This is a genomic window from Phycicoccus sp. HDW14 (genome assembly GCF_011383005.1).
Classification (GTDB): Bacteria; Actinomycetota; Actinomycetes; order Actinomycetales; family Dermatophilaceae; genus Phycicoccus.
Window position 1 is genome coordinate 3,155,790 of record NZ_CP049935.1, and the last position, 13,872, is coordinate 3,169,661.

At 73.2% G+C, this 13,872-nt stretch carries 14 protein-coding genes and 1 pseudogene; 10 read left to right on the forward strand and 5 right to left on the reverse strand.

From position 1 onward, the window contains the following. Positions 1-76: 76 nt before the first annotated feature. The 5 genes and pseudogenes from G7075_RS15555 (at position 77) to G7075_RS15575 (ending at position 3,909) form a co-directional block, all read left to right on the forward strand. Complete coding sequence (locus G7075_RS15555) at positions 77-592, forward strand: low molecular weight protein-tyrosine-phosphatase (protein WP_166123190.1); 516 nt, start codon at positions 77-79, stop codon at positions 590-592. Positions 593-645: 53 nt separating this feature from the next. Next, positions 646-2,093, forward strand: a pseudogene (gene purB / locus G7075_RS15560) (adenylosuccinate lyase). Between the two features lie 52 nt (positions 2,094-2,145). Next, a complete protein-coding gene (locus G7075_RS15565; RefSeq protein ID WP_240917665.1) occupies positions 2,146-2,565 on the forward strand; it encodes a GNAT family N-acetyltransferase in 420 nt (139 codons plus the stop codon). Positions 2,566-2,633: 68 nt separating this feature from the next. Continuing rightward, positions 2,634-3,386 (forward strand): hypothetical protein, encoded by a 753-nt coding sequence (locus G7075_RS15570; RefSeq protein WP_166123191.1) that lies wholly within the window; start codon positions 2,634-2,636, stop codon positions 3,384-3,386. Positions 3,387-3,504: 118 nt separating this feature from the next. Beyond that, the gene (locus G7075_RS15575) at positions 3,505-3,909 is read left to right on the forward strand and encodes a hypothetical protein (RefSeq protein WP_166123192.1); all 405 of its coding nucleotides are present in this window, start codon (positions 3,505-3,507) and stop codon (positions 3,907-3,909) included. Positions 3,910-4,025: 116 nt separating this feature from the next. On the opposite strand, the gene G7075_RS15580 is transcribed toward G7075_RS15575, so the two are convergent. The 4 genes from G7075_RS15580 to G7075_RS15595 all read right to left on the reverse strand — a co-directional run bounded on the left by G7075_RS15580 (position 4,026) and on the right by G7075_RS15595 (position 8,175). After that, positions 4,026-4,922: a carbohydrate ABC transporter permease gene (locus G7075_RS15580; protein WP_166123193.1), complete on the reverse strand. Its 897-nt coding sequence runs from the start codon at positions 4,920-4,922 to the stop codon at positions 4,026-4,028. Continuing rightward, a complete protein-coding gene (locus G7075_RS15585) occupies positions 4,922-5,797 on the reverse strand; it encodes a carbohydrate ABC transporter permease (RefSeq protein ID WP_166123194.1) in 876 nt (291 codons plus the stop codon). Before G7075_RS15585 ends, G7075_RS15580 begins: the two co-directional genes overlap by 1 nt. 55 nt (positions 5,798-5,852) lie before the next feature. Continuing rightward, complete coding sequence (locus G7075_RS15590) at positions 5,853-7,199, reverse strand: ABC transporter substrate-binding protein (RefSeq protein WP_166123195.1); 1,347 nt, start codon at positions 7,197-7,199, stop codon at positions 5,853-5,855. A gap of 100 nt (positions 7,200-7,299) precedes the next feature. Then, positions 7,300-8,175, reverse strand: a complete 876-nt coding sequence (locus G7075_RS15595; RefSeq protein WP_240917666.1) for a sugar isomerase — start codon at positions 8,173-8,175, stop codon at positions 7,300-7,302. Between the two features lie 120 nt (positions 8,176-8,295). Between G7075_RS15595 and G7075_RS15600 the strand changes: the two genes are divergently transcribed. Then, the gene (locus tag G7075_RS15600; protein WP_166123197.1) at positions 8,296-9,348 is read left to right on the forward strand and encodes an amidohydrolase family protein; all 1,053 of its coding nucleotides are present in this window, start codon (positions 8,296-8,298) and stop codon (positions 9,346-9,348) included. A 49-nt stretch (positions 9,349-9,397) separates the two neighbouring features. Here the strand turns inward: G7075_RS15600 and G7075_RS15605 are convergent, their stop codons facing one another. Next, positions 9,398-10,705, reverse strand: coding sequence for an alpha-glucosidase/alpha-galactosidase (locus G7075_RS15605; protein WP_166123199.1), 1,308 nt, complete (start codon positions 10,703-10,705; stop codon positions 9,398-9,400). Between the two features lie 135 nt (positions 10,706-10,840). On the opposite strand from G7075_RS15605, the gene G7075_RS15610 reads away from it, so the two are divergent. From G7075_RS15610 to G7075_RS15625, 4 genes are all read left to right on the forward strand, one after another. Then, the gene (locus tag G7075_RS15610; protein ID WP_166123201.1) at positions 10,841-11,641 is read left to right on the forward strand and encodes a DeoR/GlpR family DNA-binding transcription regulator; all 801 of its coding nucleotides are present in this window, start codon (positions 10,841-10,843) and stop codon (positions 11,639-11,641) included. A gap of 163 nt (positions 11,642-11,804) precedes the next feature. Beyond that, positions 11,805-12,581, forward strand: a complete 777-nt coding sequence (locus G7075_RS15615) for a carbohydrate kinase family protein (protein WP_240917667.1) — start codon at positions 11,805-11,807, stop codon at positions 12,579-12,581. 71 nt (positions 12,582-12,652) lie between these two features. Next, positions 12,653-13,504 carry a class II fructose-bisphosphate aldolase gene (locus G7075_RS15620; protein ID WP_166123203.1) on the forward strand — a complete coding sequence of 284 codons (852 nt, stop codon included), beginning with the start codon at positions 12,653-12,655 and terminating at the stop codon, positions 13,502-13,504. A 56-nt stretch (positions 13,505-13,560) separates the two neighbouring features. Continuing rightward, the gene (locus G7075_RS15625) at positions 13,561-13,872 is read left to right on the forward strand and encodes a metal-sensitive transcriptional regulator (protein ID WP_166123205.1); all 312 of its coding nucleotides are present in this window, start codon (positions 13,561-13,563) and stop codon (positions 13,870-13,872) included.

Genomic DNA, 13,872 nt, shown 5'->3' on the forward strand with positions numbered 1-13,872 from the left:
ACCTCCAGGGACCGGATCAGGGGCCTCCGAGGTGGGTGATGGGCAATCAGTCGGGCGGTGTGGGGAGGATGGGGGCATGAGTGCTGCCGACCGCCCGTACCGCGTCACCGTCGTCTGTCACGGCAACATCTGCCGCTCGCCGATGGCCCAGTTCCTCCTGCGCGAGGCCCTCGACGAGGCCGGGCTGGGCGAGCGGGTCGTCGTCGACTCCGCCGGCACCTCGGCCGAGGAGCTCGGCAACACGGTCCACCCGCGCACCGTCGGCGTGCTGCGCCGGCACGGCCACCCGGACCTCGGGTGGGGCGAGCACCGTGCCCGGCAGTTCCGCCCCGACTGGTTCGACGACACCGACCTCGTGCTCGCCGCCGACCACCCGCACGCCGACCGGTTGTCGCGCCTGGCCCGCGACGAGGACGACGCCGCGAAGGTCCACCTGGTGCGCTCCTTCGACCCCGAGGCCGTGGCCGCCGGCGAGCTCGGGATGGACGACCCCTGGTACGGCGGTGACGCCGAGTACGAGCAGACCTACGACGAGATCCGAGCCGCCGTCCCGGGCATCGTCGAGCACGTCCGGGCCGCCCTCGACGGCTGACACCCGCGGACCGCCCCGGCGCGCCACGCCGCCGCTCTGGGAGGATGGGCCCCATGCCGAGCACCACCCCTGCCGCCACCGGCCTCTCGCACGCCCGGAGCCTGGCCGACCTCGCCCCGCCGATCGCCCTCGGGGCCCTCGACGGCCGGTACCGCGGCGTCGTCGCGCCGCTCGTCGACCACCTCTCCGAGCCCGCGCTCAACCGGGCCCGCATCCACGTCGAGGTCGAGTGGCTGCTGCACCTCACCGAGCGCGAGGTCGTGCCCGGCGTGCGGCGCCTCACCGAGCGCGAGCAGGCCGCACTGCGCGAGGTCGTCGCCGGCTTCGGGGCCGACGAGATCGACGAGATGGCCGCCACCGAGCGGGTCACCCAGCACGACGTCAAGGCCGTCGAGTACTTCCTCAAGGCCCGCCTGCGCGACATCGCCCCCGCCGAGGAGGACGCCGGCCTCGCCGAGCTCATCCACTTCTGCTGCACGAGCGAGGACATCAACAACCTCTCGTACGCGGTGATGGTCAAGGGCGCCGTGCACGACGTCTGGCTCCCCGCGCCACCGCCCTCGTCGAGAAGCTCACCGAGATGGCGCGCGAGCTCGCCGACGTCCCGCTGCTCGCGCACACCCACGGCCAGCCGGCGACCCCGACGACGATGGGCAAGGAGCTCGCGGTCCTCGCGTGGCGCCTGCGCCGGCAGCTGCGGCGCGTCGAGGACGCCGACTTCCTCGGCAAGCTCAACGGCGCCACCGGCACCTACGGCGCGCACCTCGCGGCCGTCCCGGGTGCGGACTGGCAGGAGGTCAGCCGCACCTTCGTCGAGCACCTCGGGCTGACGTGGAACCCGCTGACCACGCAGATCGAGAGCCACGACTGGCAGGCCGAGCTGTACGCCGACCTCGCCCGCTTCAACCGGGTGCTGCACAACATGTGCACCGACGTGTGGACCTACATCTCGCTCGGCTACTTCGCCCAGGTCCGCGGTCAGGGCACCGTCGGCTCGAGCACGATGCCGCACAAGGTCAACCCGATCCGGTTCGAGAACGCCGAGGCCAACCTCGAGGTCAGCAACGCCCTCCTCGACGTCCTCGCCTCGACGCTCGTCCAGAGCCGGCTGCAGCGTGACCTCACCGACTCCTCGATGCAGCGCAACATCGGGTCGGCCTTCGGGCACGGGCTGCTGGCCATCGACAACGCGCACCGCGGGCTCGACGGCCTCGACGCCGTGCCCGCCACGATGGCCGCCGACCTCGACGCCAACTGGGAGGTGCTCGGCGAGCCCGTCCAGTCGGCGATGCGGGCCCTCGGCGCCCAGGGCGTGCCGGGGATGGAGGAGCCGTACGAGCGGCTCAAGGAGCTGACCCGCGGCCGGCGCATCGGGCAGGCCGACCTCGTCGAGTTCGTCCGCGGCCTCGGGCTGCCCGCCGAGGTCGAGGAGCGGCTCGCCGCGCTGACGCCCGCGTCGTACGTCGGGCTCGCCCCCGAGCTGGTCCAGCACCTGCCGTGAGCGGCGTCGGGGACGGGCCGGTCATCCGGCCGGCCGACCTCGCCGACCCCGGGTGGCGGCCCTCGTCGCGGAGCACCTCGCCGAGATGGAGCCGACGGCGCCCGCGTGCAGCCGGCACGCGCTGTCGGTCGAGCAGTTCCGTGACCCCGTCGTCCGGTTGTGGGTGGCCGAGGCCGACCCCCTCCTCGTCGGGTCGGTGGCGCTCAAGGACCTCGGCGGCGGCCACCTCGAGCTGAAGACGATGCGCACCAGCCCGTCGGTGCGTGGCAGCGGGCTGGGGCGTCGGCTGCTGCTCCACGCGCTCGCCGAGGCCCGGGCGGTCGGGGCGACGCGCGTCAGCCTCGAGACCGGGTCGGGGGCCGTGTTCGAGCCGGCGCGCACGCTCTACCGCTCGCACGGGTTCGTCGACTGCGAGCCGTTCGCCGACTACCGCCCCGACCCCCACAGCACCTTCCTCACCCTCGCCCTCTGACGTCCTCGGCCGCGGCGGCGCCTCGGGCCCGTGCCACACTGTCCGCGTCGTCGTCGGAGGGGGAGGCCATGGGACGGGTGTCGGACACGGGGTCGGGGCGGGCCGTGGCGGTCGCCGCCGCCTGCGCGGTGCTGCTGCTCGGCGCGTGCTCCGGGGGGTCCGGCGACCCGGCGCCCCGCCGCAGTGCCCCGTCGACCAGCTCGTCGGCCTCCGCCTCCCCGTCGGCGAGCCCCTCGCCGACCCCGAAGCCCGGACGCGTCGACACCCGGGCGTTCTTCGACGACCTCGAGGCCGCAGTCGCCGGCCAGGACACCGCCGACGTGCACCTCGAGTCGCCGTACGAGGGCATCTACGCCGAGATCCAGACGTCCACCGCGTCGATGCGCGTCCAGTACCAGGACGCCGACCGATGGCTACGGGTCGTCGTCATCGGTGACCGCGCTTGGACCCTCGACGAGAACGCGACCGACGCGCCCTGGAAGAAGGTCACGCACGCGCCCGACGACATCCGGAAGGCGGTCCCCGCCCACCTGGTCCGGGAGTGGCGGGCCGGCGCACGCTCGGTGACCCGCGGGAGCACCGAGACCGTGGAGGGACACCGGATCACCTCCTACACGGTCGTCCTCTCGGCCGAGCGGGCCTACGGAGCCATCGGCCTCGAGGCCCCGCGGAAGGGCCCGTCGACGGTCCGGCTCTTGGTCCGCCTCGACGAGCGCGGCCTGCCGACCGAGGCGAGTGCCGCACTGGACAAGGGGAAGCTCGAGATCGAGTACCGGTCCTGGGGCGCCGCCCTCGAGATCGTCGCGCCGCCGGTCGGCTGACCGCGCCCCGCCCCTGCTCCCCACCGCGAACGTGTGTGAAGACCGTCGACATCCCGACGGTCTTCACACACGTTCGCGGGAGGGTGGGCGGTGGGCGGCCCTGTGGGATGGTGTCGGCATGGCGACCCAGGACCCGAAGCCCGTCGACCGCGACGACGTCGACGGCATCGCGCTGGCCCTGCCCGAGGTGACCCGCGAGGGCACCGACGAGCACCCGGCGTACGCGGTGCGCGGCAAGACCTTCGTCGTGTGGCGTGGCCCCCGCAAGGACGCCCTCGAGCCCGACACCGGCGAGCGGATGCCGGACGTCATCTCGATCGTCACCCCGGGGCAGGAGGACAAGATCGCGATCCTCGCTCTCGGCGAACCCTGGTTCACGACACCGCACTTCGACGGGTACGACGCCGTCCTCGTGCGCGAGCGCGACCTCGGGCGACTCGACTACCTCGAGCTCGCGGAGATCATCACCGACGCGTGGGCGACCCGGGCACCGAAGAAGCTCGTCAAGGAGCACCTCGGCTGACGCCTCCCTCCCTCCTTCCCCCAACCCCGCGAATGTGTGTGAACCCGCCGGGGATCCCCGGCGGGTTCACACACATTCGCGGAAGGGAAGGGGAAGGAGGGGGCGGCGGGCCGGGGTCAGCCCTTCATCCCGCTGAAGGTCATCGTCGCGACGAACTGGCGCTGGGCCACGAGGAAGAACACGACCATCGGCATCGTCGCGACGACGTTGCCGGACATGAGCAGCGACCACTCGGTGCGCCGCTGCCCCTGGAAGTTCGCCAGCCCGAGCTGGATCGTGTACCAGCGGTCGTCGTTGATCGCGATGAGCGGCCAGATGAGGTCGTTCCACGACCCGAGCAGCGTGAAGATGGCGAGCGTGGCGAGGGCCGGCTTCGCGAGGGGGAGCACCACCCGCCAGAAGACCCCGAACTGGCTGCAGCCGTCGAGCCGGGCCGCCTCCTCGAGCTCGCGGGGCAGCGACAGGAAGAACTGGCGCATGAGGAAGACCCCGAAGGCCGACGTCAGCCACGGGAGGATCACCGCCGGAAGGGTGTTCACGACGCCGAGCTTCGTGAACATGATGTAGGTCGGGATCATCAGCAGCTGGGTCGGGATCATGATCGTTCCGACGAGCAGGACGAAGGACACCCCGCGGCCGGCGAAGCGCAGCCGGGAGAACCCGTAGCCGGCCATCGAGCAGAGCACCAGGTGGGCGAGGATCGCGCAGGTCGCCACGACCACGCTGTTGGCCAGCCAGCGCAGGACGTCGGACTCGTGGAAGAGCCGGACGTAGCCGTCGACGGTCGGGTGCGCGGGGAAGAACGTGGGCGGCACCTGCCGGATCTCGGCGTCGGTCTTGAACGACGCGAGCACCATCTGCAGCAGGGGCATGACGAAGACGACGGCCAGCGGCAGGAGCAGCAGGTGGTAGGGACTGAACGGGAGCCGCCACCGTCGTCGACGGTCCCCTCCGTCATGCAGCCCCGCCGGGGTGTCGTCGGTCGTCGGGGTCGGCGCCGTCGAGAGGGCCATCAGAAGGCCTGCACCTTCGCGAAGCGGGAGTACAGGATCATCGCGAGGGTGATGACCATCGTCGCCGCGAACAGCACGTACGCGACGGCCGAGCCGTACCCGAAGTTCAGCTGCTTGAAGGCCTGCTCCCAGAGGTAGTACACGATCGTCTTCGTCGACTCGACGGGTCCGCCGCGGGTCGTCGTGTAGACGAGGTCGAACAGCTGGAGGGCCCCGATGAGCTGCCAGATCGTCGTGAAGACCGTGACCGGCGTCAGCTGGGGCAGCACGACGTGCCAGAAGACCTGCCGGCGGTTCGCGCCGTCGATCATCGCCGCCTCCACGAGGTCGCGCGGGATGTCCTGCAGCGCAGCGAGGTACACGACGACGGTGAAGCCGAGCGAGGCCCAGAGCGACATCAGCGCGATGACGGTCATCGCCTGGTTCGGGTCCTCGAGGAAGCGCTGCGGAGGCAGGCCGAGCCGGCGGATCACGCTGTTCACGAAGCCGAACTGCGGGTCGAACAGGTAGTTCGAGAGGATGCCGGTCGCCGCCGCCGAGGCCACGAACGGCACGAACACCGCGGTCCGGTAGAGCCCGATGAAGCGGATGCGGCGGTTGAGGGCCAGGGCGATCCCGAGCCCGAGGAGGACCGACGTCGGGACGTAGAGCACGGTGAAGAAGAGCGTGTGCAGCGCCGCCGACCCGAGCTCGGGGTCGTCGGTCATCCGCGTGTAGTTCTGGAAGCCGACGGCCCGCGCCTCGCTGAACCCGTTCCACTTCAGCTGCGAGAGGTAGAAGGCCCAGCCCGCCGGGAAGAGCGAGAGCCCGAGGATGACGAGGGTCGACGGCCCGACGAAGAGCCAGCCGGTGGCGGCCCGCCGTGCGCCACCCACCGCCCGCCGCCTGACGCGGGCCCCGAGGGGCCGCGCGCTGGTGGGGCCGAGGCGGTCACTGGTCGGCCAGGGCCCGGTCGGCGGCCTTCGCCGCGTCGTCGAGCGACGCCTTGACCTCGCCCTGTCCCTGGAGCAGGCGGGCGACGGCCTTCCCGTAGGCGGCCGAGAGCCCGACGTAGCCCTGCACGGTCGGGCGCTTGTTCCTCGCGTTGTCGAGGTTCTTCGCGAGCAGCTCGTAGCCCGGGGTGACCTTGGCCTTGGCCTGGAACTCCGGGGACTCGATCTCGGAGGAGCGCAGCGGCAGGTTGCCGAACGTGACGTTCCAGGTGACGTCCTGCTCCGGGTCGGTCAGGTACTTGGTGAACTGGTAGGACCAGTACGCGCGGTTGCGGTCCTGGTGGTCGAAGAGCACCCAGAGGTCGGGGCCGGACACGGTCTGGTGGTCGTCGCCGGTGCCGGGCAGGAGGGTGACGTCGTAGTCGGTCTTCGCGGTGCCCACGTCGTAGAGGGCCCAGGGGCCGGAGACGAGCATGCCGATGTTGTCGCTGGCGAACAGCCCGATGGCCTTCTCGGCGGTCTGGTCGAGGTAGACGGACTTGTCCTCGACGGTCATGTCCCGCCAGAACTGGACGGCCTTGACCCCGGCGTCGGAGTTGAACTCGGCGCTCTTCTCGTCGGCGGACAGGATCTGGCCGCCGTTCTGCCACAGCTGGGGCCACAGCGCCCAGGTCGTCCCCTCGCCTCCGGTGACGTCGAACGAGGTGCCGAAGACGTTCTTCGAGGGGTCGCTCAGCTTCTTCGCGGTGGTGCGGAACTCGTCCCAGGTCATCGTGTCGGTGGGGTAGGGCAGCCCGGCCCGGTCGAAGAGGGTCTTGTTGTAGAAGAGCGCGAGGTTGTCGACGAGGGCGGGGATGCCGATGGTCCGCCCGCCGGGGCTCGCCGTCTCGCGGGCCGCCTCGGAGATCTCGTCCCACTTCACGGCCGGGTCGGCGACCTCGGCGCTGATGTCCAGCGTCTTGCCCGAGGCCCCGAGCTCGCTGGCCCAGGACCCGAAGGCGTAGGAGATGTCGGGGTAGGTGCCGGCGGCGAAGCCCGCGCTGAGCTTCTGGAGCAGGTCGTCGGTGGTCGCGGCACCGGAGGAGGAGCGGATGGTCACGTTGGGGTGCAGGGCGTGGAAGGCGGCGACCTTCTTGTCGAGGATGGCCTGGGCGTCCGCCTCCTGGCCGGTCCACCACGTCAGCTCGACCGGGGCCTTCGGGTCCTCGGCGGTGATCGGTGCGGCCGTCCCCGCCGGACCGGTCTTCGTCGGCTCGGGGTCGACCCCCGCGCAGCCGGCGAGGGCCACGGAGGCGACCGCCGCGAGGACGAGGGCGACGCGTCGGTTCCTGCGGGGGACGGCCATGGCGTGCTCCTTGCTCGGGATGCTGGGGATGCTCGGGGTGCTCGGGTCTGCGACGGGCTCGGGTCAGGCGGTGGGGAGGCGTCGAGCACGACGCTGCGGGTCAGGTGGCGCGGGGCGTCGGGGTCCAGGCCCCGCAGGGTCGCGAGGTCGAGGGCCAGGCGCTGGGCGAGGACGAGCTCGACGAGGGGGTCGTGGGTCGACTCGCGCACGGTGGCGCCCACGGCGCGCACGTCGTCGGCGAGACCGCTCGGGTCGGGCCGAGCAGCCACACGTGGCTCGAGGGGCCGGCGACCGCGACGGGGCCGTGCCGGTAGTCGAGGGCGGGGTAGCTCTCGGCCCAGGCCTGCGCGGCCTCGCGGATCTTCAGGGCGGCCTCGTCGGCCAGGCCCTGGCACCAGCCGCGGCCGAGGTAGACGAAGTGCTCGAGCCCCCGGGGGTCCGGGCGGTCGACGTCCAGTGCCGCACCGCACGCCCCGGGGAGGTGGCGCACGTCCTCGCCGAAGGCTGCGCGGCCGAGGACCAGCACGCTCGTCGGGAAGCGGGTCTGGACGACCGAGCGCTCGTCGGCGCCGGCGAGCACGACCACCTCGTCGGCGAGGCGTTCGGCGGGCATCCCCGGCACGGCGGTGACGACGACGAGGTGGGCGCGGCCGCGGAAGGCCTCCATCGCCTCGAGGACCTCGGTCGTCGTGCCCGAGCGGGTCACGGCGACGACCCGGTCGTAGCCGCGGGTGGCGGGCGGCAGCTCGGAGGCGTAGGCCCAGTCGCTCTCGCCGAGACCGGCGGCCTCGCGCAGGACCGCGAGCGAGTGCGCGACGAAGGCCGAGGTGCCGCAGCCGATGAAGAGGACGCGGTCGCCGGGCGCGGCGAGCGGGGTCCGCACGTCGGCGCCGAGCTCCAGCACCTCCTGCCACACGGCGGGCTGGCTCTCGATCTCGGCCCGGGTGAGGGCACCTGCGGTGGGGGACGTCGTCATGGGCACCCATGGTGCTGACGCCGAGCGCCCCGGGCGCGGTTCGATCAGTCGACCTGCGCGCTCGATCGGGCCGGTTGCGCGTTTCCGCGCCACCCCGGCGTCAGGCGGCACGCTGGCCGGGTGAGCGACCTGCCGCTGCGGGACTACCGCCCCCGCGACCGCCTGACCCGGACCCGCACCGAGGTCGGACGTCCCCCGGTGCCGGCCGTCGACGTGCACAACCACCTGGGCACCTGGCTGTCGGACGACGGGGGCTGGCTCGTCCCCTCGGTGACCGACCTCCTGACCACCCTCGACGACGTCGGCGTCGAGCGGGTCGTCAACCTCGACGGCCGCTGGGGCGCCGAGCTCGAGGCCAACCTCGAGCGCTACGACCGGGCCCACCCCGGACGCTTCGCGACGTTCTGCCACGTCGACTGGCGCGCGCTGGCCGCCGACGACGACGGGCGCGCACTGGTCGCCGACCTCGACGCCTCGGTTGCGGCCGGGGCGCGGGGCCTGAAGATCTGGAAGGACCTCGGGCTCGCGGTCCGCGACGCGCAGGGGCGCCTGGTCCGTCCCGACGACGACCGGGTGGTCCGGGTGGTGGAGCGCGCCGGCGAGCACGGCATCCCGGTCCTCGTGCACACCGCCGATCCCGTCGCGTTCTTCGACCCCGTCGACGCGTCGAACGAGCGGCTCGAGGAGCTGGGTGCCCAGCCGGACTGGTGGTTCGGCGACCGCACCCGCCATCCGTCCTTCGAGGACCTGATGGCCTCCCTCGAGGCGCTGGTGGCCGCCTGCCCGGGCACGACCGTCATCGGCGCGCACGTCGGCTGCCACGCCGAGGACCTCGCCGCCGTCGGCCGGATGATGGACGCGTACCCGACCTTCCACGCCGACCTCGGCGGACGGCTCGCCGAGATCGGGCGCCAGCCGCGCGCCTTCGCCCGGCTCGTGGCCGAGCACCCCGACCGCATCCTCTTCGGCACCGACGCCTACCCGCCCGAGCCGCAGGCCTACCGCAACCTCTACCGGTTCCTCGAGACCGACGACGAGCACTGGCCGTACGAGGGCGCCGACGACGAGGCCGAGCCCGGGTCCCAGGGACGCTGGCGCGTGTCCGGCGCCGCCCTGCCGCCCGAGGTCCTGCCGGCGATCTACCGCGACAACGCGCTGCGCCTCGGCCTCTGACCCGCGGCGTCGGTCCCGGTCCGGTCAGGTCAGGTCAGGTCAGGTCAGGTCAGACGGTGACCCGGGCGCGGGCCCACTCGGGCAGCAGGTCGCCGTGGGCCTCGACGAGGGCGTCGCACATCGCGAAGACGTCGTCGACGGCCAGCGTGGCCGAGGTGTTCGGGTCGACCATGACCGCCCGGCGGATCATCAGCGGGTCCTCGTCGAGGGCGGCCCGCACGGTCAGGCCCGCGACGTCGAGGAACGCGTGGTTGAGCGCCGCGCACTGGGGCGGCAGCGCACCCATCGGCTGCGGGTGGATGCCGGAGGCGTCGACGGTGCACGGCACCTCGACGCACGCACCCTCCGGGAGGTTGTCGACCAGCCCGCGGTTCGGCACGTTGCCGTGGATGGTGACCTCGTCGCCGAGCGTCATCGCCCGGATCACCTGCGGGGCGTACTCGGCGACCTCCTCGGGCAGGTCGAGGTCGCCCCCGGCGTCGAGGACCTCGCGGGTGTGGTCGTACTCGCGGACGTTGTCCTCGCTGATGCCGAGGTAGTCGCCGACGGGGATGCGCAGCCGCTCGACCTCGGCGTCGTCGTGGAGGTACCAGGGGACGTACTCGCTGGAGTGCTCGCTCGTCTCGGTGGGGTACCAGCCGAGCCTCCGGAACATGTCGACGCGCACCCGGCGACGCAGCTCGGGGTCGGCGGCCACGCGCTCTCGCAGGCGCGGGTAGAGGTCGGCGCCGCGGTGGCTCCACTCCAGCAGCCAGGCCTGGTGGTTGACGCCCGCGGCGCGGTAGTCCACCTCCTCGACCGGCACACCGAGCAGCTCGCAGAGGTCGTGCACCGTCCAGTACACGCTGTGGCACAGCCCGACCGAGCGCACCTGGGGTGCCGTCTCGGACAGCCACCACATGTTCATGGCCATCGGGTTCGTGTAGTTGAGCAGGTGGGCGTCGGGGCAGACTCGGGTCATGTCCTCGGCGATCACGCTGAGCACCGGGAAGGTCCGCAGCGCGCGGAACACCCCGCCCACCCCGAGCGTGTCGCCGATGGTCTGGCGCACCCCGAACCGGGCCGGCACCTCGAAGTCGGTGCGGGTGGCCCCGATACCGCCGACCTGCACCATGTTGACGACGAAGTCCGCCCCGTCGAGGGCCGCTGCCCTGTCGGTCGACGCGGTGACGGTCGGTGCGGTGCCGGTGCGGGAAGCGAGGTGCTCGGCCGTGCGCCGGGCCGTCTCGAGGCGCTGGTCGTCGACGTCGTGGAGGGAGACCTCCACCTCGGCGAGCTCGGGGACGCGGAGGAGGTCGTGGAGCAGCTGACGGGTGAAGACGACGCTCCCGGCGCCGACGAACGCGATGCGGGTCATGCGGGCGATGGTTCCCGCCGCGGCGGGTTGCGGTACCGATCCGCACGCTCGTCCTGACCGGATGCGCAGCCCGGTTGAGCGTTTCCCCGACCATCCGCGCAGCGCGTGGTGCACTGACGCCCGATCATGGACGTCATGACCTCGCTCCCCGCCACCCCGCGCGCCCAGGTGTCCGACCGCCGGACCTCCCGGCTCGCGGCGATCCTCGCGCTGCTCACCGAGCGCGGCACGGTGTCGGTCGTCGAGCTGGCCGACGAGCTCGAGGTGTCCCACGCCTCGCTGCGCCGCGACCTCGCGGTGCTCGAGGCCCAGGACCTGCTCAAGCGCGTCCACGGCGGCGCCACCTGCCGGGTGCTGGCCGGTGAGCTGCCGGTGCGCTACCGCGACGGCCAGCGCCGCGACGCCAAGGCGCGCATCGCCGCCGCCTGCGTCGAGGCCATCCCCCGGCGCGCGATGGCCCTGGCCATCTCCGGGGGCACGACGACCACCGAGGTCGCGCGCCGGCTGCACGACCGCAGCGAGCTGACCGTCGTCACCAACGCGGTGAACATCGCCACCGAGCTCGCGACGAGCCCCCGGCTGCGGGTGGTCATCGCGGGCGGGACGATGCGTTCGGAGAGCTACGAGGCCGTCGGCGCCTGGACCGAACGGTTCATCGAGGGGCTGAACTTCGGCATCACCGTCATGGGTGTCGACGGCATCTCGGTCGCCGGCGGGCTGACGACGCACGACGCGGTCGAGGCCCGCACCGACCAGAAGATGGCCGAGCGCTCGCAGCGGCTCTTCGTCGTCGCCGACGCCAGCAAGATCGGGCGGGTCGTCTTCTCGCCGATCGTGCCGGCCTCACGCGTCTCCATGCTGTTCACCGAGGTCGGGGCACCGGCCGACGAGGTCGCCCGGCTGCGGGCGGCGGGCGTGGAGGTCCACCTCGTATGACCGAGCCGCTCGACGTCCTCGTCCTCGGCGAGGCCAACCCCGACCTCGTGCTGCGGGGCGACGTCGTGCCCCGCTTCGGGCAGTCCGAGCAGCTGCTCGAGCACGCCGAGCTCGTCCTCGGGGGTCCGGGGCCATCACCGCGCACGCGCTGGCCCGGCTCGGGATGCGCGTCGGCCTGCTCGCCGCGGTCGGTGACGACGTCTTCGGCGCCGAGACCCTCCGGCTGCTGCGCGAGGGTGGCGTCGACTGCTCGCGCGTCGAGGTCGGGCCCGAACCGACCGGGCTGTCGGTCGTGCTCTCGGACGGCCCGTCCCGCGCCACCCTCACCCTCGTCGGCGCCATCGACTCCCCGGCCCCGTCGTGGCACTCACCGGCGGACGTGCCGCCGGCCCGGCACGTGCACGTCTCGTCCTTCTTCCTCCAGCGCCGTCGGGCGGCCGCCCTGCCCCGGCTCCTGCCCCTCGTGCGCGCCGCGGGGGCGACAATCTCGCTCGACACCAACCTCGACCCGTCCGGCCGCTACCCGGGGCTGGCCGAGGTGCTGCCGTTCGTCGACCTCCTGCTGCCCAACGCGCAGGAGTGCCTGGCCTCGGCGGCGGCGCTCGGCGGGTCGGTCGGTGCCGACCTCGAGTCGGCGGCCCGGACCCTCGCCGCGGCCGGCCCGACCGTCGTCGTCAAGGACGGGGCGGAGGGGGCCCTGCTCGTGGGGCCGGACCGGGTCCTGCGCGAGCCCGGCACGCCGGTGGTCCCCGTCGACACCACCGGCGCCGGCGACACCTTCGACGCCGCCTTCGTCGCCGCGCTGCTCGAAGGTCGCGGTGAGGCCGAGGCGCTGCTCCGGGCCTGCGCCGCGGGAGCCCTCTCGACGCTCCACACCGGTGGCACGGCCGGCCAGCCGACCGCCGAGGAGCTGCTCGCCGCGTCGTCCCGGTCCGCCTGACCCCTTCGCTCGACCCACTCGTCCCCCACGACCCGCTCGCCCACCGACCCGTTCCCCGGAGGTCCACGCCCATGCCGCTCACCACGACCGCCGACCTCGTCGGGTCCGCCGCCTCGGCCGGGCGCGCGGTGCTCGCGTTCAACGTCGTCACCCTCGAGCAGGTCGAGGGGGTGCTCGCCGGGGCCGAGCGGGCGGGGCATCCGGTCATCCTCCAGGTGAGCGAGAACGCCGTCGCCTTCCACGGCGGACGGGTGGGCGCCCTCGCGGCCGCCTGCCGGGCCGTGGCCGAGGACTCGGGCGCCCGCGCCTCCCTCCACCTCGACCACGCGACGGACCTCGACCTCGTGGCCTCCGCTGCGGCGCACGGGTTCTCGTCGGTGATGGTCGACGCCAGCCGGTTGCCGCACGACGAGAACGTCGCCGTGACGGCCCGGGCGACCCGCGCGCTGCACGAGGAGGGTCTGTTCATCGAGGCCGAGCTCGGGGAGGTCGGCGGCAAGGACGGGGCGCACGCGCCGGGGGTCCGCACCGACCCCGGTGAGGCGGCCGCGTTCGTCGTCGCGACCGGTGTCGACGCGCTGGCCGTGGCCGTCGGCAGCAGCCACGCGATGGCCACGCGCACCGCCCGCCTCGACCACGACCTCGTCGCCCGGCTGCACGATGCCGTCCCCGTCCCGCTGGTCCTCCACGGCTCCAGCGGCGTGCCCGCCGACGAGCTGCGGCGGGCCGTCGCCGCCGGCATGACGAAGGTCAACGTCGGCACCCTCCTCGGGCAGGCGTTCACCGCGGCCGTCCGGGAACGCCTGGCCGCCGACCCGTCCGCGACCGACCCGAGGCGGTACCTTCGGGAGGCGCGGGACGCCGTCGCCGACGCTGTCGTCACGACCCTCGGCGAGGTCCACGGGGACGCCCCGACGGGCTGACCGGCCGGCCCGCTCCCCGAGTCGCGTCCCATACCCCACAGGGGTATGGTGGAGGCATGAGCGCGAGCACCCCCGCACCCCCGGCCACCCCGGGCTACTCCGACACCAAGGAGGCCCACCTCAAGCGGCTGCGTCGCATCGAGGGCCAGGTGCGCGGCATCGCGCGGATGGTCGAGGAGGACACCTACTGCATCGACGTCCTCACCCAGGTCAGCGCCGCGACCCGGGCCCTGCAGGCCGTCAGCCTCGGGCTGCTCGAGGAGCACGTCACGCACTGCGTCGTCGACGCGGCGCGCGAGTCCGACGAGGCCGCGGCCGTCAAGGTCGACGAGGTGCTCGCCGCCGTCACCCGGCTCGTGAGGAGCTGA

Excerpts from the sequence above, each read along its gene's own strand:
- G7075_RS15570 (WP_166123191.1), top strand. The coding sequence starts at position 2,634 with ATGGGACGGGTGTCGGACACGGGGTCGGGGCGGGCCGTGGCGGTCGCC.
- G7075_RS15595 (WP_240917666.1), bottom strand. The coding sequence starts at position 8,175 with ATGACGACGTCCCCCACCGCAGGTGCCCTCACCCGGGCCGAGATCGAG.
- G7075_RS15620 (WP_166123203.1), top strand. The coding sequence starts at position 12,653 with ATGCCGCTCACCACGACCGCCGACCTCGTCGGGTCCGCCGCCTCGGCC.
- G7075_RS15625 (WP_166123205.1), top strand. The coding sequence starts at position 13,561 with ATGAGCGCGAGCACCCCCGCACCCCCGGCCACCCCGGGCTACTCCGAC.
- G7075_RS15610 (WP_166123201.1), top strand. The coding sequence starts at position 10,841 with ATGACCTCGCTCCCCGCCACCCCGCGCGCCCAGGTGTCCGACCGCCGG.
- G7075_RS15575 (WP_166123192.1), top strand. The coding sequence starts at position 3,505 with ATGGCGACCCAGGACCCGAAGCCCGTCGACCGCGACGACGTCGACGGC.
- G7075_RS15590 (WP_166123195.1), bottom strand. The coding sequence starts at position 7,199 with ATGGCCGTCCCCCGCAGGAACCGACGCGTCGCCCTCGTCCTCGCGGCG.
- G7075_RS15605 (WP_166123199.1), bottom strand. The coding sequence starts at position 10,705 with ATGACCCGCATCGCGTTCGTCGGCGCCGGGAGCGTCGTCTTCACCCGT.
- G7075_RS15555 (WP_166123190.1), top strand. The coding sequence starts at position 77 with ATGAGTGCTGCCGACCGCCCGTACCGCGTCACCGTCGTCTGTCACGGC.
- G7075_RS15580 (WP_166123193.1), bottom strand. The coding sequence starts at position 4,922 with ATGGCCCTCTCGACGGCGCCGACCCCGACGACCGACGACACCCCGGCG.
- G7075_RS15615 (WP_240917667.1), top strand. The coding sequence starts at position 11,805 with ATGCGCGTCGGCCTGCTCGCCGCGGTCGGTGACGACGTCTTCGGCGCC.